Consider the following 23,077-nt stretch of genomic DNA (forward strand, 5'->3'; position numbering starts at 1 on the left):
TAATAGAAGATTTCCAATCTGAACCGATGAAAGGGTGGTCTGCATGGAACTGCTTCAGGATTCATTTGGCCGGATACATGACTACATCCGTATTTCTGTTACGGACCGCTGTAATTTACGCTGTGTGTATTGCATGCCCGCAGAGGGTATGGAGTTTGCTCCACATGATGAGATTATGAGCTACGAAGAGATTGCACAGGTGCTGAAAGTGCTTGCTCCGATGGGCATGCGTAAAGTTCGGCTCACGGGGGGTGAACCGCTGGTACGGAAGGATCTGCACAAGCTCGTCAGCATGATCTCGGCAATTGACGGGATTGACGATATTGCCCTGACTACCAACGCTCTTCTGCTGGACAAACAAGCTCAGGCGTTGAAAGATGCTGGGTTGAACCGGATTAACATCAGTCTGGATTCCCTGCGCGCTGATCGCTTCTCCATGATTACCCGCGGCGGAGATGTGAACAAGGTGCTGAAAGGCATTGAAGCTGCAACTGCCGCTGGCCTTGCTCCAATCAAGCTGAATGTTGTGCTGATGAAGGGTATCAACGATGATGAAATCAAAGATTTTATTGCAATGACGATTGATCAACCTCTTCATGTGCGTTTTATTGAATATATGCCGATTGGACAGGCTTCGGATTCATGGCGCAAATCTTATTTGCCGCTGGAAGCCGTGACTGATGTATGTGCTGAAGCAGGCTGGACGGTAGAAAATACAACAGGCCCTGCGGGCAATGGCCCATCACGCAATATGAAAATTGCGGGCTCCGAAGGCACATTTGGATTGATTCATCCCGTAAGCGATCACTTCTGTGACAATTGCAACCGACTTCGGCTGACCGCTGACGGACATATTAAAGCCTGCCTGTACTGGTCGGATGAGTATAATGTTCGCCGCTTCGTGGATGATCCGGATGCCATGGCGGCACTCTTCCTCAAAGCACTGGGTACGAAACCGAAGAATCATGAGATGGCTCTGGCTTTGGAACAAAAAATGCAATCTCATACACCGACGGTACGCCGCATGTCCCAGATTGGCGGATAGCACGTGTTTCATGGATGATGCATGCTGGCGTTGTATACCTTTACGTGAATCAGCATTCATTGCTGGAAACGTGAAATAGAACGTTGTACTAGGAATACATGAATGACCAAGTTCAGCATCCATTTCTAACTCCCCGTGCGTTACTGCTACGGGGAGTTTTATTTTTCAAAAGAAAACAGCCTTGATCTAAAGGACCATGTCCTTCAGATCAAGGCTGTTAGCGTAATTTCGAAAGTGTGTTCGAATACCAAAAGCGCGTAGTTACCGGCGAAGATAAGGCATTCCTTCAACTGTTTTACCCCTTTACCGCACCCTCCGCAATGCCCTCCATGATGAACTTTTGGAAGAACGCATAGATCAGAATAACGGGAATCGCAGTCAGTACCAGCGATGACAGAATCAACGGCCATTCTTTGTTATATTCACCAAACAGCATGTTCGTAGACAGAATCAGCGTATACCGATTCACATCGGTCAGCATGAGCAGTGGCAACAAAAAGTCATTCCAGATCCACAGGAAGTCCAGGATCGCGATGGTGACTGTGATCGGAAGCAAGAGCGGGAAGATAATCTGGAAGAACGTCTGGAACTCATTACATCCGTCCATCTGAGCTGATTCTTCCAATTCACGCGGAATGGACTTCACAAACCCGTGATAGAGGAAGATTGCCATGTTCACACCAAGCCCGATATAGATCAGGGCCAATCCGTATGTGCTTCCCTGTACACCCATGCCTTTGGCTACCCGTGTCAGCGGAATCATGATCGAGTGGAACGGCACCAGCATGGACGCAACAAACAGGAAGAAGATCAGGTTGCTCAAGCGGCCAGAGGTACGTGACAGCTTGTATCCCGCAAGGGAGGCACAGAAAACAATTCCCCCGATCCCCAGAAAAGATACAATTGCCGAGTTCATCGAACTGCCCAACAGATTGATTTTGTTAAACGCGTCCAAATAATTCTCCCAGTGCAACGTTGTTGGCAGCGCGATAAAGGATTGGAACATCTCACCCTGTGTTTTGAAAGAGTTCACCACCGCCATGTAGATCGGCAGCATGGCGACGAGAGAACCCAGAATCAGCAGCAGTCGAATCAGATAACGGTTCAGTCGTTGCATCCTCATGCTTCCACCTCTTTCTTCTTCATGACGGTGATCTGGATGAGTGTAAAGATGAGTACGATGATGAACAGCACAACCGATTTGGCACTCGCATAGCCGTATCTGAAGTTGTTGGAGAACGCTTCTTCATAGATGTTCATCGTGATAACCTGCGTGGCCCGGCCCGGTCCACCACCCGTCAGTCCATACACCACTTCGAACACTTTGAATGCTCCGTTCAGCGTCAGGAAGAAACAGATGGTCACGGCATGAGTAATCATCGGCAACACCACATTGCGCAGTACCTGGAATGCGTTGGCCCCATCAATAACAGCCGCTTCCTTGAGACTTTTTGGTACACCCTGGAGAGCAGCCAGATAGATGATCATCATATACCCTACACCGTTCCAGAGCGATACGATCAGAATGGAGTAAAATGAAAACTTCGGATCACCCAGCCATTGCTGGTCCAGGAACGAAAAGGCCAGTTTCTCTGCGAGCTGTGGCAGCACCTGAGAGAAGATGAAGGTCCACATGAAAGCACTGATGATTGTACTGATCATGTTAGGCATGAAGAACAGCGTCCGGAAAAGCCCTTTGCTGCGCGTTCGTGACTCAATCAACACAGCGAGCAGCAAGGCAATTCCATTTTGCAGAATCAGCATAAATATTACATATTTCATCGTGAACCACAGGGAGTTCAGAAAGTCGGGATCTTCTTTGAACAATTCCACAAAGTTGCCCAGACCGATAAAGCTGTAACCCTGATTGAGTCCGTTCCAATCCGTCAGACTATAGAACATGCCACTAAACGTGGGATACAGCAGGAAAATCGCATAAATGACAAAGGCAGGCGCAGTGAACGCGAGCAGTGACAGATACTTCTTGAACACATTCGTAGCCATTGGTTCTCCCCCTTTTCACTCGAAGCGGATGATTGCAAACGAGGGAACGAAGAACGTTCTGCCTGCCGTATCATCTGCTTGGAGACTGTGACGAAACAAAGTACCGCTAATTTGTTGACAAAACTCTCAGACCGTTGAGATTTGCCAACAAAAGCGGATACTCCATTCCTCACAGCTCCTTACTTGTTGACTTTGTTGTAGGATTTCCACGCCTTGTCGAGCGCATCGATAACCTGCTGTTGATTTAATTGCCCAGAGTAGTAGCCTTGCAACGCTTTGCCTGACTCGTCTTTCACCGCTTGAGGGAGGGATGGGTCCTCATAAGCTTTACCTTCACTCACATATTTCTGGGCATCGTCTACCCACGGGAAGCTCTTGAAGTCATGGATCTTGGCAATCGGATTGAACTTGAGTGCTTCGAAGAATGCACTTGAATCCTTGTCATCGAGAATGTAGTTCACGAAATCGAGTGCCACTTCTTTGTTTTTGCTAGATGACGATACTGCCAATGAAGTGGAGGTGCTCAGATTGATTTTGGTATCATCCGGATTGTCATTGATCGGCATTGGTGCTACACCAAAGTTCAAGTCCGGGTTGGACTTCAGAATGGTTTCGGCAAACCATGGTCCCTGAATCCACATCGCGGCGCTTCCTGATGCGAAGGCTGCTGAACCATCATCTCCGCCCACTTCCAGCGCTTTGTCCGTTCCATTGGCATTAACCAGATCGAAGATATCGAACAATGCTTTCATATCGGAGAAGGAGCCCTGATCCTGATTCATCTTCTCCACGAAGTCTTTGTGCTCAGACTGAGTTAATGCACCCACGGTAAGTGGCAGGAATAATTGCGGAATCCAGGCTTCTTTGTAGGATAGTTCAAACGGTGTAATGTTGGCTGCTTTGAGTTTCTCCACGACCGCTTTCATTTCCGTTAAAGTCGTTGGCACTTCCAGCCCTTGCTCTTTGAAAATATCTTTATTGTACAGATAGCCCCATGATACTGTTTCCAATGGAACAGCTACGATTCTGCCCTCCGCATCCGTTATGGAAGGTTTCACCGAATCCAGCAGCTTATCGACAAAAGGTTGGCCCGACAGGTCTTCCAGATAACCAGCTTTGCTGAATGGTGGGATCTCATTGACGGCATGCAGGGCGAACACATCCGGTGCATCATTGGAGGCGAGACGAGTCTTCAGAATCTGAGGTGCATTGTCCGCAGGCGGCATCTCCAGTTGCACGTTCACTTCAATGTTTTTCTCTGCTTTCTCCTTGGCTTTGAACTGTTCTATATATTTATCGTAATGTTCTTTCAGCCGAGGTTGTGCAACGAATACTTTGAGTGATACCGTGCTGCCTGACGCCGATTCCTCCTGCCCATTGTCCGTTCCTGCATTGGAACCGCAACCTGCGAGCAGAACACTGACCAGTACCGCACTTGCTACGCTTTTCCATACTTTCATCTCTTATGACCTCCCGGTGTGTAACTGGTTTGTCTTTCATAGGCTCATTATATATTAGATAATGAAGGCGCTTCATTGGACAAAATTAGACTTGTGTATTGGATTATTTTAAACCTTAATCCTGCCGCAAATGCTCTATTAAACGACTCATTCCGTGCTACTGCCAGAATTGCCTGATAACCGAGGTTGTCCCTTCCGCATCTCCCCCGGGGAAACTCCGAAATGTTTCTTGAATACCCGATAGAAGTAGGACACATCCTCATAACCCGCCATCTCGGCAATATGCTTGAACGGAATCTGTTTATCCATCACCCATTCCTTCGCTCGTGTCATGCGTAACTGGACAACATAGTCGGTCACATTCACCTCATACTCTTTCTTGAATACCTTGCTGAGATATTCCTTGCTGACAAAAAAGATCTGGGCGAGCTGCTCCAGGGTAATCATCTCCATACAGTGCTGCTCAATGTATTGTTTCACCTCGTCCATGTTCAGCTTATTCTTGAACTTACGCTGCGCAATGAGCTGCTCCAAAGCCTGATAGTACGGAGTCGAAATCCATGCGATCGTGGATTCGATGGAAGCCAGTGCAGCCGCAGGAGGTAGCGCCGTTGCTTCGGGCCGCTCGTACAAGCCATTGGAGACGCACAACTCATCCAGCAAAGCCTGTAATTCATGAGCCACCCTTCCAAGCTGCCGGGGTCTGTTAATCTCGCATCGTTCCAGCTTCTGCTGTAATTGCTGGAACCATTCCCGCAGACTCTGAACGTTCAGGTCATTAAACCGCAAGCGAGCCTGCTGCTGAAACAGGGAGAACTCACCAGCAAACGCAGAAGGATATGATTCCCATGATTCAGGCGTAGATTCAGCCTTTTCCAAATCTTTTGCACATTTGGCCAGTACACCATTCAGTTCATCCGGATTCACCGGTTTGAGCAGATAATCTGCGGCCCGATGGCGAATCGCATGTTTTGCATAATTGAAGTCATCATATCCGCTCACCACGATCACCTTGATCTGTGGGTACTGTCCGCTCAGCGTCTGTAACAGTTCCACACCGTCTGTACCGGGCATGCGCATGTCCGTAATGATAATGTGAGGCTGATGCTGCTTGACCAGTTGTATGGCCTGCTCACCATCCTCTGCCTCACCTGCAACGGTCATGCCGAGTTCATTCCAATCTCCCAGGTTGCGCAAAATATCCCGGTTCCACGGTTCATCGTCCACTAGCAGCACTCTGTACAGTTCCTTGTTCATAAGGCTTCGCCTCCTGTATTGCAGGGGATTCGTACCGTAACGCTTGTCCCCTGTCCGTATTCACTTTCTATGCTCATCCCATATTCAGGTCCAAAATGCATTACCATTCGTGAGGCCGCATTGACCAGTCCAATACTTGTACCCGAACTCCACACCCGATCGGCCTCCCAGGTAAGTCGCTCCAGCCTAGACTGCATCTCCGTTAGTTTCTCAGCATCCATACCCACACCGTTATCCCAAATTCGAATGGTTACATCTTCAGGTTCACAAACGACCTCAATGCCCAGCTTCCATTCGCCCGGTTTCTTCTCCAGACCATGCAAAAATGCATTCTCCACAATAGGTTGCAAAGACAACTTGGGAATATAACACGCCCGAAGTTCTCCGGTAATCTCCAGTGCATCTTCAAGCTTGCCGCCAAAACGCTGCTTCTGAATCAGCATATAATGCTCCAGCTGGTCCAGTTCAGACTGTAGGGGCACAAGTCCGTCCGGCGCTCGCACAATATAACGAAACATCTCGCTCAAGGCTCGAATGACCTTGTAACTGTCTGCCGGTTTTTGCGAGTAGACCATGCCACCAATCATCTGCAGTGTATTTTGCAGGAAATGCGGATGGATCTGGGATTGCAGTGCTTTGAGCTCGGCCGTCTGCTTCTCCAGATTCATTAGATAGTTGTCGCGAATATGTTCCCGGATACGACTAGCCATGCCGTGCAGATTTTTCTCCAGCAGACCAATCTCATCTACCCGGCCGCTTCGTACCACTTCTCTGTCCTTAATCAGTTGGATACCCTTCATGGAATTGGCCAGTCTGACAATAGGCTTTGATGTACGCCAGGCCACCAGCGCAGCTAGTCCCACAGATATGACGGTGGCCAGGCCACCCACAACCAATCCGTATTTCATCGTTTCCAAGGCACTTTCGTTAACGACATGGGCAGGTACAATCTTGATCACACGCAGTCCTGACGGCTCAATGGAATGAAAGAATACGTATTCCTTGGCTGTACGAATGAAGCCTGAACTTTCTTTGGTGCCTGCCAATTTCTCCAGTGCTTCCGTAGAAGGCTGAATCTCTTGATTTGGCTGATAGACCGGACTGCCCATGCTGTCAGCAATGTATACCGCATAGTCTCCCCGGCTATCCAGCAGCTCCAGGGTCTGGTTGAACTCAGCCCACTTGACCTCCAGACTGATGGCCCCAATCTGTGCCTGATCCTCGAACCGATTCATGCTGCGGGTCATGTGAAACTTTTGCGGATCATCCGGATCATTGATAATCGTAAAATCTTTATGTTGTGCAAAAAGTTCATGATAATCTTCCGGTATTTCCGATACCGCTTTGATGCGAGAATCCATGGAGTTGAAGGTGAACAGGGTGTCCAATTCCTTCAGATACAGTTCAACGCCAAATACATAATTGCCAGCGGAATAGTATACACTGTTGAGCATATTAAACATGGCCTTCTGTTCATCGAATCGGCTGGCTGCCGGCGCTTCCTGGTTCAACGCCAGATATTGATGCAATTCGTCACTGATCTGAATCGAATAAATAATATTATTCATGCGGGCGAACTGTTCACCCAGATAGATGGAGGCCCAGTTCATATTGGCTCGGTTGGTCTCCATAATCTCCTCTTCCATGGAAGAGCGGGTATTCTCGGCTGCCATGGCGGTCATGGCAATGACGGGCAGAACAGCCAGCAGCGTCATGGTAAGAATCAATTTATTGCGAATGCTGCGTTTGAAAGGATCAATCAGCTTCCGATAACATTCGGTAAACACAGCGCATCCACTCCTGAGCTAAAATAGACAAACGCCCCAGCATGGAAGCTGAGGGCGCTTTGGTCTTTATATTCGTTTTTGGTAATTATTATTTCCTATATTGTTCGATAATCCGTATGCCCCATGGCTCCAGTTCGATCTTCTCTCTCGCAGCAATCGGGGTTCCTGCCAGAAGCTCGGTCCCTTCCCCATAAGCATTCACGAAGGATGTTGCCTCATCCGCATAATTGAAATAGTAGCGAATCGTGTTCCCTTGATCGTTCACACCCGTCTTCACAATGATAGGAAAAGCCAGCTCCTGATCGGCTCCCCATACTCCCGCTTCCTTCATGACACGCTCCAGTACCTTACGAATTACCGCAGAACTGGTATAACAGCCGACATAGGTGGCTTTGCCTTTTCCATAGGCATTCTGGGTAATTGCCGCATATTCACCCCAATGTGGATGATCATACCAAGCGAGTACTTCAGCCGTTGTTGGCGTAATCAGTTCCATCCAGGTGTGAATCTGGCTCTCCTCCTTGCCAACGCCAAATGGATCATCCCGCAGCGAGACATGTTTTGGCTCTACAAATAGGTTATAGCTGATGCCGCATGCCTCACTAATTAGACCAGGCTGGCGGGTAGAGCGTACCTTGATATGCTCATTTGCGAATCCGCTTTTGAACGAGTAGACGATATGTCCGCCATCCTGTACGAATCGATTTAATTTTTCCAACAATGCATCCGAAGCTGCATACAGAGCAGGTACAACGAGCACGTCATACTCCGCATAACTCTCAACAGATGGGTCGATGAGGTCACAGCCAATGTTCATTTTATACAATTCATCGTACATCCAACGCACCACGTCATTGTAATTCTTGTCACTGGTGAAGTTAAAACCAAACCACTTGATTGATGTCAGGGCCTCATTGCTGAACAGCACCGCCACCCGATTCTTTTTCTTCAGATTCACAAGCTGCGGACTGAGACGGGCAAAATCCCTGCCAATGGTCTTGGCTTCGTTGTATACCGGATTCGGTTCAAAGTCATGACTGAGCAAACCTTTCCAATACGTCTCAAACGAATTGTGCAACGAATGCCAGTGCCAGTAAGCGACCATGTTCGCTCCTGATGCCAGATGACTAAATGCTTGTAGACGCAGCTGTCCCGGATAGGGAACCCAATGCCAGAACGCTTGCGCTTCGGTCTCCAGTACAAGGTAATTCGATTGTTTGGTCGAACGCGCCACATCCCCGCCGAATGAAATTTCAATGCCGGTCAGATCATCCTGGGAAGGATGGTAGATGTCCACACTGGTGATGTCAAAAGGTTTTGATGCGGCATAATGGTCCACATCCCCTTGAATGCCGTACGAATATCCACGCCAATCAAAGTCAAAATTCTGGGTAACAAACTGTCCTTCCTGTTTGTATTCGTTCACGATTCCCACTTGCCAAGCCAAAAAGTGGGTTACCAGCTGTCGCTGGAACTTGGCAAATTCAGCACCCAGACTGCCGTTAATCGTTCCTACAACAGACGGGAAGTCCTCCCAGCTATTGATCCGATTGCTCCAGTAGTCGAGGCCAAACTCCTTGTTGAGCTCATCCAGGGAGCTGAACTTGTTCCGCATATATTTGACGAATTGCAGTTGTACATTATCTCCGGCCGTATTGTAATGCTTCGTCTCGTTATCTGTCTGATAACCGATTACTGCTGGATGTGTGCTTACCCGAGAAATCAGCTTACGGATAATCCGCTCAGCATAGAATAGATAGGTTGGATGTGTAATATCCATGATCTGTCTTGCGCCATATTTGCCAGGACCCTGTGAGGTGGTAGCCAGCACATCCGGGTGTTCCTTGACCATCCATGTAGGAACAGCATACGTTGGTGTGCCAACGATAACCTGAATCCCCGCCTCATGCATGGCATCCAGCACACGATCCACGGAAGAGAAGTCAAATACACCATTCTGCGGTTCATGAGTACTCCAGGTGGATTCTGCAATGCGGACCACGTTGATGCCTGCATCCTTCATCATCTGAATATCCTTGTCCATTCTTTCGTAAGGCATATATTCATCATAGTAAGCTACACCATATAATAATTTGTCCATGATTTAATCTCCTTTTTAGGTGGAAAATATAATGATCTTGACGTGTGCAAGAGTTGACATATTCCATTCCATAATGGTAGCGTTTACATTATTGTCGGTTGAAGAACTTCGATTGTTCAGCAACCACTTCAAACGCTGATGTGTTCCATGGATAATCCATGCTTGCGTTAAACTGATTATAATGAAATATACTACGGGTGCCGATTGTATAAGGCAAGTTGTTTTTACCCTTTTCCGAGGTGAATATGATGGATATTCGATCACAGCTCCGAGAAATGCCTCACCATACGTTGGCCCACTGGCTGCCTATTATCGACTGTAACATCAAATTCTATGGTGCGCACAGCCAACAAGTACCCTATGGATGGGCAATGCCGGAAGAATCACATCCGGGCTTTGAGATTATGTTGATCATCGAAGGTACGCAGGAGAGTGTAATTCATGGTTATACCTATACCGTGGAGGAAGGTTCCATTCTTCTCATTCCGCCCGGGTTCAAACATACGAATCAATGTGTATCCCCGGAAGGCATGACTTATTTTAGCGCTCATTTTAATGTGGATGATCCGGTTTTCACCTTGAAGCTGATGTCACAGCATAGCCAAATCTACGCAGCAGGTACGGCTGATAATAAGAAGATTCGTATTGTGCTGGAGAGTTGGATGGGGATGATTAACGTATCTGAGGCCTACACGTCCACTGACAAAATGATCATGCAGGCCCGCATGTTTGAACTGTTCGCCCTGTTGTCCCAAGCCGCTGACAATGAATCGGAGTCCACCACTTCCGTTGCTGCTTCACATGCACCAGCTCCAACAGCCATGCATTATGCGGGAGCTATAGCGGAGGCAATCAAGCAGGCATTCCATGCCCAGCTTCGAACCAAGGAAAGCAGTGTATCCACGGTCAAAGTAGAGCAGATTATATCCTCGTTTGGCATCAGCCCGGGATATGGTCTACAGGTCTTTCGCAAGGTGTACAGGCGTTCCCCCAGAGCTTACCTGTCCAGCTTGAAGTTGCAGGAGGCCAAAGTGCTGATCGAACAGCCAGAGCTGTCGCTCGGGGAAATTGCGTGGAAGCTAGGTTACACCCATCTGTCCCATTTCAGCAGACAATTCAAACGGTGGACAGGCCAAAGCCCGCTTCAATATCGCAATCATCATACAGATGCATCAGGTGATCCTGTATCCTACAGATCTGAATCGAGTCCAGAATCTTGATTACGAATACGTTCATACTCTTCCGGCGTGTTCATATTACTCATTTGCATCGCTACTTGATGAACACCCGCTCTCTCAAGCTCTTCCGCTTCGACATAACAGCAACCGATCTCTTCAAGCCATCGGATGACTCGAAGATGATCCTGTATCAGGCGCTGCTCGAGATCAGGGAGCACTCGTTTGTGGTAAGCCCCTGCAAGAGGGTGGACATGTCCATCCACGCGTGGAACGATAGCAGAATAAGAGTTATGCGATTCGACCAGTTTTTTTAGTCCATCAAAAAAAGACGTTTGCAGGAGCGGCATATCGCAGGCGCATACCAGATTCCAGTCTGTATCGGAAGCTTCCAGCGCCGCGTGAAGACCGGCGAGTGGCCCCTTCCCCGGATAGTGATCCTGAACGCAGTCGTAGCCCATTGCACTGTAGGTTGTCACATCGGGTCCGGCAGCCACGATGATACGGGATACGGCGGGTCTCATGGCCTTTGTGACATGTTGCAGTACAACGGAACCGTTCAGTTCCAGCATGGCTTTGTTGGTCCCCATGCGGCTGGATAACCCTCCTGCCAATATGATGCCTGTCCATTCACGTGTGTTCATGTTGTTATGCTCCCTCCTGGTAACGATAGGTGTTTGACTGCATCAATTTCAAAACATTCGCTATGCATTGAATCCCCTTTCAACACATGATACATTGAACAATATGCATTTGAAAGGAATGGCTTAATTGGACAGACCTGCACCTTCAAGAGGCAATCCCTCATTGGTTTCTCTGAAACTATATAACTTTTTCATATATGGAGCCATCTCGATCTTCGCCGGATTCCTGCAGCTTTACCTGCAAGAGATTGGTATGACCAAACTGGAGATTGGCAGTCTCATGGCGATTGGACCCTTTGTATCCTTGTTCGCCAACCCGTTCTGGGGCTTCTGGAGCGATAAATCTCGCAACATTCGCATCATTCTGATGATTATGATGGGAGGGACATTTGTGCTCGCCCAGGGTGTGTTCTATGCGCCCACTTATACATGGATCTATGTAGCCATGATTTTCTTTTATTTTTTTCAAAGTCCATTATTCGCCCAAACGAACAGCCTGATTCTCGGATATATCGATGGTACAACCCAAAAATTTGGGTCATTCCGGCTCTGGGGTTCACTCGGTTGGGCACTGACTGCCGTCGCAGCCGGACCGCTCATTGACCGTTTTGGCATCGGCAGTGTATCCATTATATTTGCGTGCATGATTGCCACCGCCTTTGTATTATCCGTATTTCTACCCAGACAGCCGATCGCTTCGGATACACCCGTGGTTACTTTTCGGCGGTTTGGCAAAGTCATGTTCAATCCGTATTTTATGGCATTTATCGGCCTGGGTGTACTCGTATCGGTGCCTAATGCGATGAACAGTACGTTTATGTCACTATATATTGTAGAAATGGGTGGCGACAAACAGATGGTCGGCTGGGCCATCTTCACCTCATCCATTCTCGAAGTCGGCGTATTCCTGCTGCTCGACCGCTTACTCAAACGCAAAATGAGCATGCTCCTGGCATCTCTCATTCTGATCAGTCTGCTGTTTGCACTTCGCTGGCAGCTCATGGCACTGGCTAACAACCCACTGGAGATTGTATTCATTCAGTTGATGCACTCCATTACGTTTGGTGGGTACTTCTATGTAGGTACACAGCTGACTATGCTGTTCATTCCAAGACCTTATCGTTCCTCCGGTCAAGCGGTGTATACGATGGCCTGGGGCGGTCTCTCCGGCGTGATTGCCGGTCTGTTCGGCGGCTGGTTGTTCCAGAGCTTCGGTGCAGAAATCATGTATAGCATTGGCGTATTCTTCTCGCTCATCGGCGCTGTCGGATTTAGCATCATGTGGTTATCGAATCGACGTAACGGCTATCAGCCGGTTGTATTGACGGAGATGGGTAATATGGATGAGGACCGATAATCTTTTGTTTGAAAAAGTTGAAGGATTTCCACTGGAGCACTACGAGGACAGAACAATCTTTCGATCGCTGTTATCCCCGGATTTTTTTGATTCCCTTTTCAAAGGGATAAATCCGGGGATAAAGGCGACCGCTCCGCTTCTTCAGCTTTCTTCTGTCCTCTCCGTTATGGTGTAAATAAAACGTTCAAACATTCAGACAAAAGATTAAGCATAGGTGCAGTAAAGAGGAAGGCGTCTAAGGTTTGTTGCCAAACGAACCTTAGACGCCTTATTTGCAGCAATTTCACGAAATTCTAAAGCTAAAGAATCTCAGCCACCTTATTTTGCATAAAAGATGTTAAAAATCCAAAAAAGACAGACCGAACGGGGAAATAAGGTGTCTACGATTCATTACGTTGCTGGAATGTCCAAATACACTTGAATAACGTGTCTTCGGTTCGTTAGATTTTTGCCTCATACGCACACCTAAGGCCTCAGCTCATGTTCATGTTCATGTTCATGTTCATGCGAAATTGTATTACTACGTCTAAAACTGGACCTGGCTAAATCCAGAAAAACATAAAGGGCATCCTTCGCCATGATCATGACGAAGGATGCCCCTCATTTAACTTATAAATTGGCTGCTTACCAGCACTCTGATACAGACCATAAGTTCTTCCAGCGGCCTTATGCCTTCGGCAGTTGGAATGAGCTTTTCAGGGATACGACCCGGTTAAATACCGGACGACCTGGCTCGGAATGTTTCGGATCTACACTGAAGTAACCATGACGGAAAAATTGGAATTTATCCTGAGCGTTCGCTTCCTTCATCTCTTGCTCCACATACCCGTGGACAATCTCAAGGGAGTTCGGGTTCAGTTGATCCAGGAACGTTTTCTCCGGTTGCTCTTCCACAACCTCAGTTTCAGCTCCAGCTACTGCCACTTCCACTTCTGCTTCCGGTGCTTCATCCAGGATCAACGGCTCATACAGACGGAATTCAGCAGGTACCGCTTGAGTCGCTTCTACCCAGTGGATTGTTCCCTTGACTTTACGGCCAGTGAAGCCACTGCCGCTCTTTGTCTCCACATCATAGGTACAATGAATCTCGGTTACATTGCCTTCTGCGTCCTTAATCACATCGTTACATTTGATGAAGTATGCATGTTTCAGACGAACTTCGTTGCCAGGGAACAAACGGAAATATTTGTTCGGCGGATTCTCCATGAAATCGTCTTGTTCAATATAAATCTCACGAGAGAACGGAATTTGGCGATTACCCATCTCTGGGTTCTCCACATTATTCTCTGCTTCAAGCCATTCCACTTGTCCTTCAGGATAGTTGGTGATGACCACTTTGAGTGGGTGCAGGACAGCCATCGTGCGCGGAGCTTTCAGTTTCAAGTCTTCACGTACAAAGTGCTCCAGCGTTTGCAGGTCGATAACCCCATAGTTTTTGGAAATGCCTGTCTCATATACAAAATCACGAATAGCTTCCGGTGTATAACCCCGGCGGCGCAGACCCGAAATCGTTGGCATGCGTGGATCATCCCATCCATCCACATGTCCTTCGTCCACGAGCAGTTTCAGCTTCCGCTTGCTTGTCACCATCTGGGACAGATTCAGGCGACCAAATTCGTATTGACGCGGCTTACTCTCCATCTCACACTCGGCAATAACCCAATCGTAGAATGGACGTTGATCCTCAAACTCCAGGGAACAGAGGGAATGCGTTACACCTTCAATTGCATCTTCAAGCGGGTGAGCAAAAGCGTACATTGGATAGATACACCATTTGTCGCCCGTGTTATGATGGTGTGCATGTGAAATCCGGTAAATGACCGGATCGCGCAGATTGATATTTGGTGCAGACATATCGATCTTGGCACGCAGCACTTTCTCTCCGTTCTTGAATTCGCCTGCACGCATACGTGTGAACAGGTCGAGATTCTCTTCCACCGAACGATCACGGTACGGGCTGTTCTTACCCGGCTCCGTCAGCGTTCCGCGCATTTCACGGATTTCGTCGGCGCTTTGGTCGTCGATGTAGGCTTTACCTTTTTTAATCAACAAGATAGCACGGTTGTACATCTCGTCAAAATAATCCGAGGCAAAACGTTTCTCGTTCCACTCGTATCCGAGCCATTTCACGTCTTCCTGAATCGATTGAACGTACTCTACATCTTCCTTGACCGGATTCGTGTCATCAAAGCGCAGATTCGTTTTGCCGCCAAATTCGCCGCCCAGCGTAAAGTTGATCCAGATCGCCTTGGCATGGCCGATATGCAGATAACCGTTCGGTTCCGGAGGAAAACGGGTAATCACTTCCTGGACTTTCCCAGACCGGAGATCTTCGGTAATAATATTTTTGATAAAGTTAGGTGGGGTTGTACGATTGTCCACAGGTATCAAACCTTTCATGAATGGATTGGAGCCTTAGGGAATTGCAGCAATTCCGGCTATAATTCCTTAATAACGAAGTCATTTCCTGAAAAAATCTATTTTCTTGGAAAGTTTCGTACGCGTTTCATATAAATATACCTTTAACGGGGGAGGAGTTCAATAAAGAACGGCACCAAAGTCAGGATAAGCCGTGCATAAATAGGCCCTAAACCATTTTGACGGGTTCGCTCGAATCATGTAGCATGATAGTAAAAGCAAATGAAAGGGAGGGAGGGTTTCCCATTGAACACGCTTAAACTGACCAAAGAACAGCAGGATGAAGCCATTCGCACCATCCAGTCGTATTTCGAAGAGGAACGTGGCGAAGAGCTGGGTGATCTGGCCGCTTGGGGTGTCCTCGACCTATTCATGACACAGCTCGCTCCCTACATATATAATCAGGCACTCCGTGACGCACGCACAACGGTCAATCAACGCATGGCCTCAATGGAAGAAGACCTGTTTGCACTGGAGCAAAAGTTACCCAAGACTTCCCGTTAATCCACTACAAATACGTGTTCAAAAAATCTGGTTTTCAGTACCGAGAAGATGGAATGAAGCTAGAAATGGAGTAGCGGAGCGTAGATAGAGCTACGTGAGCAACCAAAATGTTTCCTTTGGAAACATACTTCGTAAGCCTTCCGCTTATTTCGGCTGAATTACATATTCGATGCTGATAATGCCGCTAGGCATAATACGTAATCAAAAGTGGATTTTTTTGAACAACACTATACAAAGAAAGAAGGTTGCATTCATGTTTACCTATTCATTGGATGAATATACCGAACTCCGGCCGCTGGCCATGGAACATACCAAACCGCTGTTCGAACTGACAGATCGCTCGCGGGATCAACTGAGACATTGGTTGCCGTGGGTGGATCATGTGACAGAAGTGGAACACACCTCAAACTTTATTACAAACGCCTTAAAACAAGGTGCTGAGAATGGCGGCTTCACCGCCGGAGTATGGGTAAAAGGGGATCTAGCAGGCGTCATTGGATTCCACGAAATTAACTGGACCAATCGCTCGGTAAGCATCGGATATTGGCTTGGCAAAGGTTTTGAGGGTCAAGGCTTGATGACAAGCGCTTGTCGCGTTCTGGTTGATTATGCACTGGTGACCCTGGACCTGAATCGCGTCGAGATTCGCTCGGCAACGAATAACAAACGGAGTCGTGCCATCCCTGAAAGACTCGGATTTGTTCTCGAGGGTGTCATTCGTCAGGCAGAGAAGCTGCCTAAAGGTTACGTGAACCATGCGGTATACGGCATGCTTCAGCATGAATGGGAACTTTTACGCTAATTCGCCTACATAATGAATGGGGAGTGATCTCTCCCAACATATCAGAATAACAGGAATACCCTCGATCTCCACGGAATGTGGTGACAGAGGGTATTTTATTGTATCCATGACTTTTATAGGGCTCGGACCATGCCACCATCCACTATTAATGAGGTTCCGGTAATGTATGTATTGGCCCCGGATAACAGGAACACCACCGCTTTGGCAAACTCCTCCGGTTGACCATAACGGCCCAGTGGAATCTCCTTGCGGAACTGTTCAGAGACTTCATCCTCACTGACTCCGTTCTGCTCTGCCCGTGCTGCATCCAGCTCACGAATGCGGTCTGTTGCAATACGCCCTGGCGCCACCGTGTTGATCAAAATACCGTATGGAGCAAGCTCTTGAGACAAGGTCTTCGCCAATCCAAACACGCCGGTACGGAACGTGTTGGACAGAACCAGACCCGGAATCGGCTGTTTCACTGAAGTTGAAGCGATATTCACAATGTGTCCTCCGCTTTCTTTCATATAAGGAAGAGCACCGCGAATCAGTCTTACATAACTGAGTACATTTAATTCAAATGCACGCTCCCAATCCTCATCCGTCAGTGACTCAAATGAACCCGATGGCGGGCCACCCGAATTGTTCACCAGAATATCAATCTGCCCAAACAGCTCCACTGTCTTCTGAATCAGAGCCTCAATATCTTCCTTGCGTGTCACATCGGTTGCAAAGTATTCTACACGTCCGCCACCACCAAGCGCCAGCAGCTCCTGCTTCACTGCTGCGAGCTTTTCTTCGCTCCGGCTGGCAAGCATGACGTCAGCACCTTCTGCTGCCAATTGAGCGGCTACCGCTTTGCCCAGCCCGCGACTGGAAGCCAGCACCAGTGCTTTTTTACCTTGAAGTCCCATGTCCATCGTTGTTCCTCCTCCTCAGCTAGTTTCTATATTGGTTTGGATAAAATAACCCATAAGAATATCGTCCACATACTTGCCTCCGATATAAAACTCGGACACCAACCTGCCTTCTGTCACAAATCCACACTGTGTATAAAACGTAATCGCTCCCGGATTGCTGGAGAGCACGCGCAGCCTGAGCTTGCGAACGTCTTGTTGGGCCGCATGCTGCTTGATGGCATCCATCAAAGCTGTAGCAATACCACAACGCCGATCATGAGGATGAACTGCAATATGAATCTCGTAGACATGACGGTTGACCGGCATACCTGTGGCTGGCTGAAAGCCCACATAACCACATACCCGCTCTCCCTGCACCGCAATTAATTGACTGCCTGGCGGGCAATGCTGCAGGTATTGCTGTCTGGAGCGCCATTGCATCGGTGCAGGAGAGGTGTATTTGTCCCATACCAGAGTGTCCAACTCCATTAGCTGGGCTGCATCTTTAATCTCGGATGGACGAATCGTAAATGTATGGCTGGTAAGCATAATGATTCAACCTTTCGTGCTATAGTCGACAACGCTGTACGTTACAACGTCCGGGAAGTTAATCAAGGTAAGAAACGTAGGAATACGTTGTTCGCTTGCTTCACTGTTTCATATATTCGTTCTATATATTGTAGCATAGCCTCAGCTTTGACTAAAATTCCACTCCAGATGAACGAAATTTGACCTTTACCATTCAGAAAAACGAAATATACACTTAACCTTGCCGTAACGTCATAGTTTATACTGTTTTGATAAGGAGGGGATGCACGATGAATATCAAAGAGGCAGCAAGCAGGCTCGGTATATCGGCGAGAGCCATTCGCTTTTATGAGGAAAAAGGATTAATTCTACCCGCCAAACAGTCCAGTAACGGGTATCGCACCTATACCGAGAATGATATCTGGCGGCTGCAGACCATTGCTGCACTGCGTGAGATTGGCATGTCGCTACAGGATATTAGACACGCGCTCGGAGAGATCGATCAGGGAAACCAGCAGCGGCTGGAAGAGTACCTGGAGCTGCAACAGGCCGTCATGTATGCCCAGTGGATTGAACTGAAACGTATGATGGATACAACCCAGCGTATGATTGACCTGAATCGTCAGGACGGACCGCTGGATGTCAGCCATCTGCACGATCTCGCGGACAGTGCGCGCCGCCTGCGTGAAGCACGTCAGAACTGGCATGATCGTTGGAATTATGACACGCAGGCAGCCATCCACGATCAGAGAGTGCAGACAGAAGGCAGAGTCAGTACTGAACATCCCAATTCAGAGGGCAGGCATCATTCGGACAATGCCTCGCCCATAAGCAATGAGCATGAAGTTCTACATCCACACCAGGATGCAGATCATTCCACACCAAGCGATTCCAATGATACGGTACAGTCTTCCTTTTATCTGTATCACAACTATGACGAAGCGCTCGAACAGACAGCTCATTGTATCTCTCCCGCTCTTGGTGAGAAAGGACTCGATATTGGTACAGGCACAGGGAACCTGGCTGGGAAACTGCTACAACACGGCGCAGACATGACTGCAATCGACCAATCCCGGGAGATGCTGCGCAGATGCCGTACCAAATATCCCGAGATGCATGTGAAACTTGGTAATTTTCTGGCGCTGCCTTTTACCGATCATTCCTTCGACTTTGTTGTATCCAGCTTTGCCTTCCATCATCTGAGTCCAGACCAGCAACTATTGGCATTACAGGAGATGCAGCGTGTTTTAACCTCGCGCGGACGTATCGGTCTAACCGATCTGATGTTTGTTGATGCGACTCACCGTGATTCCTATATTTGGAAGGCAGAAACCACAGGACACGAGGAACAGCTCCGCGCCTTGCGTGAGCGTCACTTCCCTCTGCTCAGTGAGCTATGCGGCTGGCTGGAGCAACAGGGCTACGTAACCAAGCATGTGCGGCATAACGAGCTGTTACATACGTTGCTGGCAGTTCCGCTGCGGTAATCGACGAATCGCCTAGAGCTTATTCCCACAAAACCAAAAAGGCCATCCCGCCTTGAATAAAGGAGGATGACCTTGGTGTACATCATGCTATGACATTACATATAGATATCAACAACCGTACGCTCAGCTGCACTGCGTGCTTGTCTGAACTCATCAAGCGAGATGCAGACCCCGCCCTGACGGTAACGGTTCGCTGTACGCTCTGTGCGAATGTCCTTGCCGTTCACCGCTACATGGCTCACAGCACCTTCGTTCAAGTGATAGATAAACGTCACTGGCTCACCCGCATACTCGAATTCGAATTGCATGCCGTTCAGCTCAGCTGGCAATACCGGGTCAATGACCAGATCGCCGCCCTCTTGACGAATGCCAAGTGCGTTGGAGATCAGCTGGTTCATGTAGATTCCAGGCCCGCTGGAGTAGATTCTCCATCCACCTTTCACTTGTACAGTCCCTTTGCGAAGCTGGTCAAAATGCTCCTGTGCCTCGTAACGCGTATTAAACTTACCGTCCGAACTACTGAAGTATGAATTCGCCTGGCGAATCTCCGCGTTAGGTACAACCTCGCCGATACCAACCGGGTTGATCATCGCAAGACCATTCCACACCTGATCTGTCTTACCCAGCTTCGCCATCGCTTCCACGTAACGGATATGGGCGTGTACATATTGCAAACCAATCTCACGTCCGAAGTTGGATGCTTGTTCTGCACGTTTGAAGTGTGTGCTTACTCCGCCAGCATATTGAGCCGGACGATTCATCAGACGCACGCCATCCGGGCACAGGAACTGCTCACGGATCAATGCGTAATGCGATTCTGCTTGCTCCGCGTTCAGCAATTCACCAATCATGCTGCGCGTCATTGGCAACAGGCGATATTGAATACCTGTCTCTGTATCCGTTGGATGAAGCATCAGCTTCGCTTGGTCCGCTTCTTCCATGTACACAAAGCCTGGAATCACATCTGTGCCCAGCATGTAACGGTTAAAGTCCTCACGAATGCCTTGAGCCAGCACGTCAAGCTCCTGTGCAAAGTCCGCATCCTTGAATTTTAGCGCTTGCGAGAGTACATTCACGGACTGATACGTCAATGCCACCGTCCAACTGCTCACCATGTATTGCTTCAGCTGTGCATTGGCTGGTTGGAGCGTATCATCCCAGTCGCCATCTCCGTAGGAAGACAGGAATGTATCGTGCAGGAAGTGCGAACGGATATATTCGATCTCTTTTTTTGCGTGATCCAATACCGTTGCCGTCTCTTCCGTGAACCCGAAGCTATGCTTGACGGTATAAGGTACTTTCTCATCCAGGATTGCATAGTCGCGAGTCGCTGTCAGGTAGTCCGCCAATACTTTCAAAGGCCATACGATGATATCGCCATGACTTTCTTCCTGTTGAATCGCAAAGTATTTATCAAACATGAACCATTGCGGCCAGTTGCCATCATCTTCATATTGGTGGGTATAAACCATTTTGATGATATCGCGAACTTGCTCATATTTTTGCGTTGCCATAAAGTACTCCACCGGACCTTGGCACACATCCCGTGTACCCCAAGCCGCGCCGCCATACTGCTCCAAACCGTGAGGCACGGAGTAGTGAACCAACATATTGTGGGTGTACCACCAAGCCAGCGCATTTACTTTGAACAGATCCTCTGCACGCTGACCTTCGCCACGGGACAAACGGAAACCGTTCATCACACCTGCGAAGAACTCGCGGTATGCCTGTACTTCCTCTTCAAACGTCAGGCTTGAGCCTGCTACCGCTCCGCTATCCGCTTGACCTTCCAATACCCCTTGTACCTTCAGCGTCCATTCAGCACTCGCTTCCAGACTAAGCGTTACCAGAGATGCGGAACCACTGCGGATCCCACTTGCCAGCAACGTCTCGTCACCTACATTTACAGCTGCGCCATCCACCGACATACGATATTGCAGATCTGGATACGTTCCTGCACTCATCGCTTGTGGATCAGCCTTGAAGATCAATGTATCACCATCCTGCGTCATATGCAGCGGATACTCGTATTCATTCACATTCATCGTAATCTGGTTTGTTACCAGGTAACGGTATGCCGTGCCACTTGTGGAGCGTACGTTCATGCTTACTTCAGTGGTGTGTGCCCCTGTATAGTTCGTTACGATGATCGTATCGGATTCGGTTTTGTAGATCCAACGTACATAGTTGAAGCCAATTTCGAACAGGGAAGGCATCGTCAGCAGACGATATTGTCCGTCCATTTCCACATAGATGCGTTGTCCCGCCGTTTTCGGCACGTTTAATGCATTGCGGGCATTACTGATCATTTTATTAAAATTGGTGTTACCAATAACGAGTTGTGAGTTGAAAATACCGTACATATACGACGTTGTCGTAATAACCTGTGCTCCAAGTTGCACGTTGCCACCACTCATCAGAATGTGACCGTGTGGACGCTCTACGAGCAATTCTTTTGCTTTCAGAACGATATGCTCATAGCTGCCTGTGAAGAAGGATAACAGTTCCTCACCGCTGTGTTCTTCCTGATGACGATCAGGGAACAGATCATGAATCTCATCTTGTGTCAGATCAAGTGTTACCAGTGGTTCACCCAGGAAGGAGGACAGTTTCACCTGTTCCAACGTATCGCCGTTTTCCACAGTCAGAGCCTGTACTTCATTCCATGCTGCTGTAACTTCATCTCCGAATTCCAGTGCAGAGATTCCTTCGGCATGATTAGGCTTTGCCAGTCCATAGAAGACCACCTGAGCTTCTCCGTTCAGATTCAGCAGTTCAGATTGCAATGCCGTATAGGCAAATTCATACTGATATGTCTCATTTGCCAGCGTTGGGCGATTCAAGCTCTCTGGTTGATTCGTTTCCTTGTACGACAGACCGAAGAATTGGAATCCATCTGTGGAGTAACCGACTGCTTTCGTCAGGGAACCTTGTTGCATATATGGAAATGCACCGCCCTGAGGCTGGTTTTGACGGGAACACACCACATAACCTTTCGCTTCATCTTCAAACACCGTATGGTCAATGTATTGTGACAGATAAGCTTCATTGCTGCGTACCGCACCTGGATCAGCAAGACCTACATCCTGTCCGTACACCACGTCTACGCTATGTTGTTGTCCTGTGAGCTTCACATCCCAGAACCAGACACCTTGCGGTGTAGCCGTAAATACAACCTGGTAGCCAATGCTTTTTTCTTTGCCATCCACCTGGACTGTGCCCTCCCAGATCAACTGGTTGCTGGATTGTGCCTTGCTTGTAATCACCTTGCTGTTCGAACGTACACCGAGCAACGGGAACGAGCTGATATTCTCTCCCTCATGTACACGCAGGTAAAGGTTGTTCAATGATCCATCAATCTGGTTGCTGAGCAACTGGTTCAACATCGTTGTACCGGATGTAGCCTGGTACAGGTCGCCACTGTTCAAAAAGGTAAAGGATAACTCCCCGGCACTCAACCGGATCGGTTCATTAATCATCGTTGTCATAAGGTTCACTCCTTGATTTAGTATAAAATCGAAACGTTTCGATAAATCTGAAAAAGAATAGGGGCCTCTTCAAACCGGCTTTTTACAGCCCGTCCGGACGATAACCCCATCATTAAACTTTTACTTCAGCATGCAGGCA

Annotated in this window: 17 protein-coding genes; 6 read left to right on the plus strand and 11 right to left on the minus strand. The window is 48.2% G+C overall.

Annotated elements, in window-relative coordinates:
* Nucleotides 1–43: 43 nt before the first annotated feature.
* Nucleotides 44–1,045, plus strand: a complete 1,002-nt coding sequence (gene moaA, locus J7E78_RS17075) for a GTP 3',8-cyclase MoaA (RefSeq protein WP_017691896.1) — start codon at nucleotides 44–46, stop codon at nucleotides 1,043–1,045.
* A 295-nt stretch (nucleotides 1,046–1,340) separates the two neighbouring features.
* Here the strand turns inward: moaA and J7E78_RS17080 are convergent, their stop codons facing one another.
* The 6 genes from J7E78_RS17080 to J7E78_RS17105 form a co-directional block, all read right to left on the minus strand.
* The gene (locus tag J7E78_RS17080; protein ID WP_215077415.1) at nucleotides 1,341–2,168 is read right to left on the minus strand and encodes a carbohydrate ABC transporter permease; all 828 of its coding nucleotides are present in this window, start codon (nucleotides 2,166–2,168) and stop codon (nucleotides 1,341–1,343) included.
* The gene (locus J7E78_RS17085) at nucleotides 2,165–3,049 is read right to left on the minus strand and encodes a carbohydrate ABC transporter permease (protein WP_215077416.1); all 885 of its coding nucleotides are present in this window, start codon (nucleotides 3,047–3,049) and stop codon (nucleotides 2,165–2,167) included. Before J7E78_RS17085 ends, J7E78_RS17080 begins: the two co-directional genes overlap by 4 nt.
* A 179-nt stretch (nucleotides 3,050–3,228) precedes the next feature.
* Entirely contained in the window at nucleotides 3,229–4,509 is a 1,281-nt protein-coding gene (locus J7E78_RS17090) for an ABC transporter substrate-binding protein (protein WP_215077417.1), read from the minus strand.
* A 147-nt stretch (nucleotides 4,510–4,656) separates the two neighbouring features.
* On the minus strand, nucleotides 4,657–5,766 hold the full coding sequence (locus tag J7E78_RS17095) for a response regulator (RefSeq protein ID WP_251035102.1): 1,110 nt from the start codon (nucleotides 5,764–5,766) through the stop codon (nucleotides 4,657–4,659).
* The gene (locus J7E78_RS17100; protein ID WP_215077418.1) at nucleotides 5,763–7,553 is read right to left on the minus strand and encodes a sensor histidine kinase; all 1,791 of its coding nucleotides are present in this window, start codon (nucleotides 7,551–7,553) and stop codon (nucleotides 5,763–5,765) included. The genes J7E78_RS17095 and J7E78_RS17100 overlap by 4 nt, the downstream gene beginning before the upstream one ends.
* Nucleotides 7,554–7,641: 88 nt before the next feature.
* Nucleotides 7,642–9,654, minus strand: coding sequence for a beta-galactosidase (locus tag J7E78_RS17105; RefSeq protein WP_215077419.1), 2,013 nt, complete (start codon nucleotides 9,652–9,654; stop codon nucleotides 7,642–7,644).
* 245 nt (nucleotides 9,655–9,899) lie between these two features.
* Between J7E78_RS17105 and J7E78_RS17110 the strand changes: the two genes are divergently transcribed.
* Nucleotides 9,900–10,874 carry an AraC family transcriptional regulator gene (locus tag J7E78_RS17110; RefSeq protein WP_311517646.1) on the plus strand — a complete coding sequence of 325 codons (975 nt, stop codon included), beginning with the start codon at nucleotides 9,900–9,902 and terminating at the stop codon, nucleotides 10,872–10,874.
* On the opposite strand, the gene mobA is transcribed toward J7E78_RS17110, so the two are convergent.
* On the minus strand, nucleotides 10,844–11,473 hold the full coding sequence (gene mobA, locus J7E78_RS17115; RefSeq protein WP_215077420.1) for a molybdenum cofactor guanylyltransferase: 630 nt from the start codon (nucleotides 11,471–11,473) through the stop codon (nucleotides 10,844–10,846). The genes J7E78_RS17110 and mobA overlap by 31 nt on opposite strands.
* 163 nt (nucleotides 11,474–11,636) lie before the next feature.
* On the opposite strand from mobA, the gene J7E78_RS17120 reads away from it, so the two are divergent.
* Nucleotides 11,637–12,830: an MFS transporter gene (locus J7E78_RS17120; protein ID WP_215077421.1), complete on the plus strand. Its 1,194-nt coding sequence runs from the start codon at nucleotides 11,637–11,639 to the stop codon at nucleotides 12,828–12,830.
* A gap of 666 nt (nucleotides 12,831–13,496) precedes the next feature.
* On the opposite strand, the gene J7E78_RS17125 is transcribed toward J7E78_RS17120, so the two are convergent.
* Nucleotides 13,497–15,230, minus strand: a complete 1,734-nt coding sequence (locus J7E78_RS17125; protein WP_215077422.1) for a glutamine--tRNA ligase/YqeY domain fusion protein — start codon at nucleotides 15,228–15,230, stop codon at nucleotides 13,497–13,499.
* Between the two features lie 264 nt (nucleotides 15,231–15,494).
* Between J7E78_RS17125 and J7E78_RS17130 the strand changes: the two genes are divergently transcribed.
* Together J7E78_RS17130 and J7E78_RS17135 are read left to right on the plus strand one after the other, a co-directional pair.
* A complete protein-coding gene (locus tag J7E78_RS17130; RefSeq protein ID WP_133386130.1) occupies nucleotides 15,495–15,752 on the plus strand; it encodes a DUF2164 domain-containing protein in 258 nt (85 codons plus the stop codon).
* Between the two features lie 253 nt (nucleotides 15,753–16,005).
* On the plus strand, nucleotides 16,006–16,554 hold the full coding sequence (locus J7E78_RS17135) for a GNAT family N-acetyltransferase (RefSeq protein WP_215077423.1): 549 nt from the start codon (nucleotides 16,006–16,008) through the stop codon (nucleotides 16,552–16,554).
* A gap of 113 nt (nucleotides 16,555–16,667) precedes the next feature.
* Here J7E78_RS17135 and J7E78_RS17140 read toward each other — a convergent pair whose 3' ends face one another.
* Both J7E78_RS17140 and J7E78_RS17145 read right to left on the minus strand, forming a co-directional pair.
* Entirely contained in the window at nucleotides 16,668–17,456 is a 789-nt protein-coding gene (locus J7E78_RS17140; RefSeq protein WP_215077424.1) for an SDR family oxidoreductase, read from the minus strand.
* A gap of 15 nt (nucleotides 17,457–17,471) precedes the next feature.
* On the minus strand, nucleotides 17,472–17,984 hold the full coding sequence (locus tag J7E78_RS17145) for a GNAT family N-acetyltransferase (RefSeq protein WP_215077425.1): 513 nt from the start codon (nucleotides 17,982–17,984) through the stop codon (nucleotides 17,472–17,474).
* Nucleotides 17,985–18,253: 269 nt separating this feature from the next.
* Between J7E78_RS17145 and J7E78_RS17150 the strand changes: the two genes are divergently transcribed.
* Nucleotides 18,254–19,450 (plus strand): methyltransferase domain-containing protein, encoded by a 1,197-nt coding sequence (locus J7E78_RS17150; protein ID WP_215077426.1) that lies wholly within the window; start codon nucleotides 18,254–18,256, stop codon nucleotides 19,448–19,450.
* 95 nt (nucleotides 19,451–19,545) lie between these two features.
* Here J7E78_RS17150 and J7E78_RS17155 read toward each other — a convergent pair whose 3' ends face one another.
* A complete protein-coding gene (locus tag J7E78_RS17155; RefSeq protein ID WP_215077427.1) occupies nucleotides 19,546–22,938 on the minus strand; it encodes a GH36-type glycosyl hydrolase domain-containing protein in 3,393 nt (1,130 codons plus the stop codon).
* Nucleotides 22,939–23,077 lie beyond the last annotated feature (139 nt).

Source organism: Paenibacillus polymyxa (assembly GCF_018614975.1).
Classification (GTDB): Bacteria; Bacillota; Bacilli; order Paenibacillales; family Paenibacillaceae; genus Paenibacillus; species Paenibacillus polymyxa_E.

Excerpts from the sequence above, each read along its gene's own strand:
- moaA (WP_017691896.1), top strand. The coding sequence starts at position 44 with ATGGAACTGCTTCAGGATTCATTTGGCCGGATACATGACTACATCCGT.
- J7E78_RS17080 (WP_215077415.1), bottom strand. The coding sequence starts at position 2,168 with ATGAGGATGCAACGACTGAACCGTTATCTGATTCGACTGCTGCTGATT.
- J7E78_RS17085 (WP_215077416.1), bottom strand. The coding sequence starts at position 3,049 with ATGGCTACGAATGTGTTCAAGAAGTATCTGTCACTGCTCGCGTTCACT.
- J7E78_RS17090 (WP_215077417.1), bottom strand. The coding sequence starts at position 4,509 with ATGAAAGTATGGAAAAGCGTAGCAAGTGCGGTACTGGTCAGTGTTCTG.
- J7E78_RS17095 (WP_251035102.1), bottom strand. The coding sequence starts at position 5,766 with ATGAACAAGGAACTGTACAGAGTGCTGCTAGTGGACGATGAACCGTGG.
- J7E78_RS17105 (WP_215077419.1), bottom strand. The coding sequence starts at position 9,654 with ATGGACAAATTATTATATGGTGTAGCTTACTATGATGAATATATGCCT.
- J7E78_RS17110 (WP_311517646.1), top strand. The coding sequence starts at position 9,900 with ATGATGGATATTCGATCACAGCTCCGAGAAATGCCTCACCATACGTTG.
- mobA (WP_215077420.1), bottom strand. The coding sequence starts at position 11,473 with ATGAACACACGTGAATGGACAGGCATCATATTGGCAGGAGGGTTATCC.
- J7E78_RS17125 (WP_215077422.1), bottom strand. The coding sequence starts at position 15,230 with ATGAAAGGTTTGATACCTGTGGACAATCGTACAACCCCACCTAACTTT.
- J7E78_RS17135 (WP_215077423.1), top strand. The coding sequence starts at position 16,006 with ATGTTTACCTATTCATTGGATGAATATACCGAACTCCGGCCGCTGGCC.
- J7E78_RS17140 (WP_215077424.1), bottom strand. The coding sequence starts at position 17,456 with ATGGACATGGGACTTCAAGGTAAAAAAGCACTGGTGCTGGCTTCCAGT.
- J7E78_RS17145 (WP_215077425.1), bottom strand. The coding sequence starts at position 17,984 with ATGCTTACCAGCCATACATTTACGATTCGTCCATCCGAGATTAAAGAT.
- J7E78_RS17150 (WP_215077426.1), top strand. The coding sequence starts at position 18,254 with ATGAATATCAAAGAGGCAGCAAGCAGGCTCGGTATATCGGCGAGAGCC.
- J7E78_RS17155 (WP_215077427.1), bottom strand. The coding sequence starts at position 22,938 with ATGACAACGATGATTAATGAACCGATCCGGTTGAGTGCCGGGGAGTTA.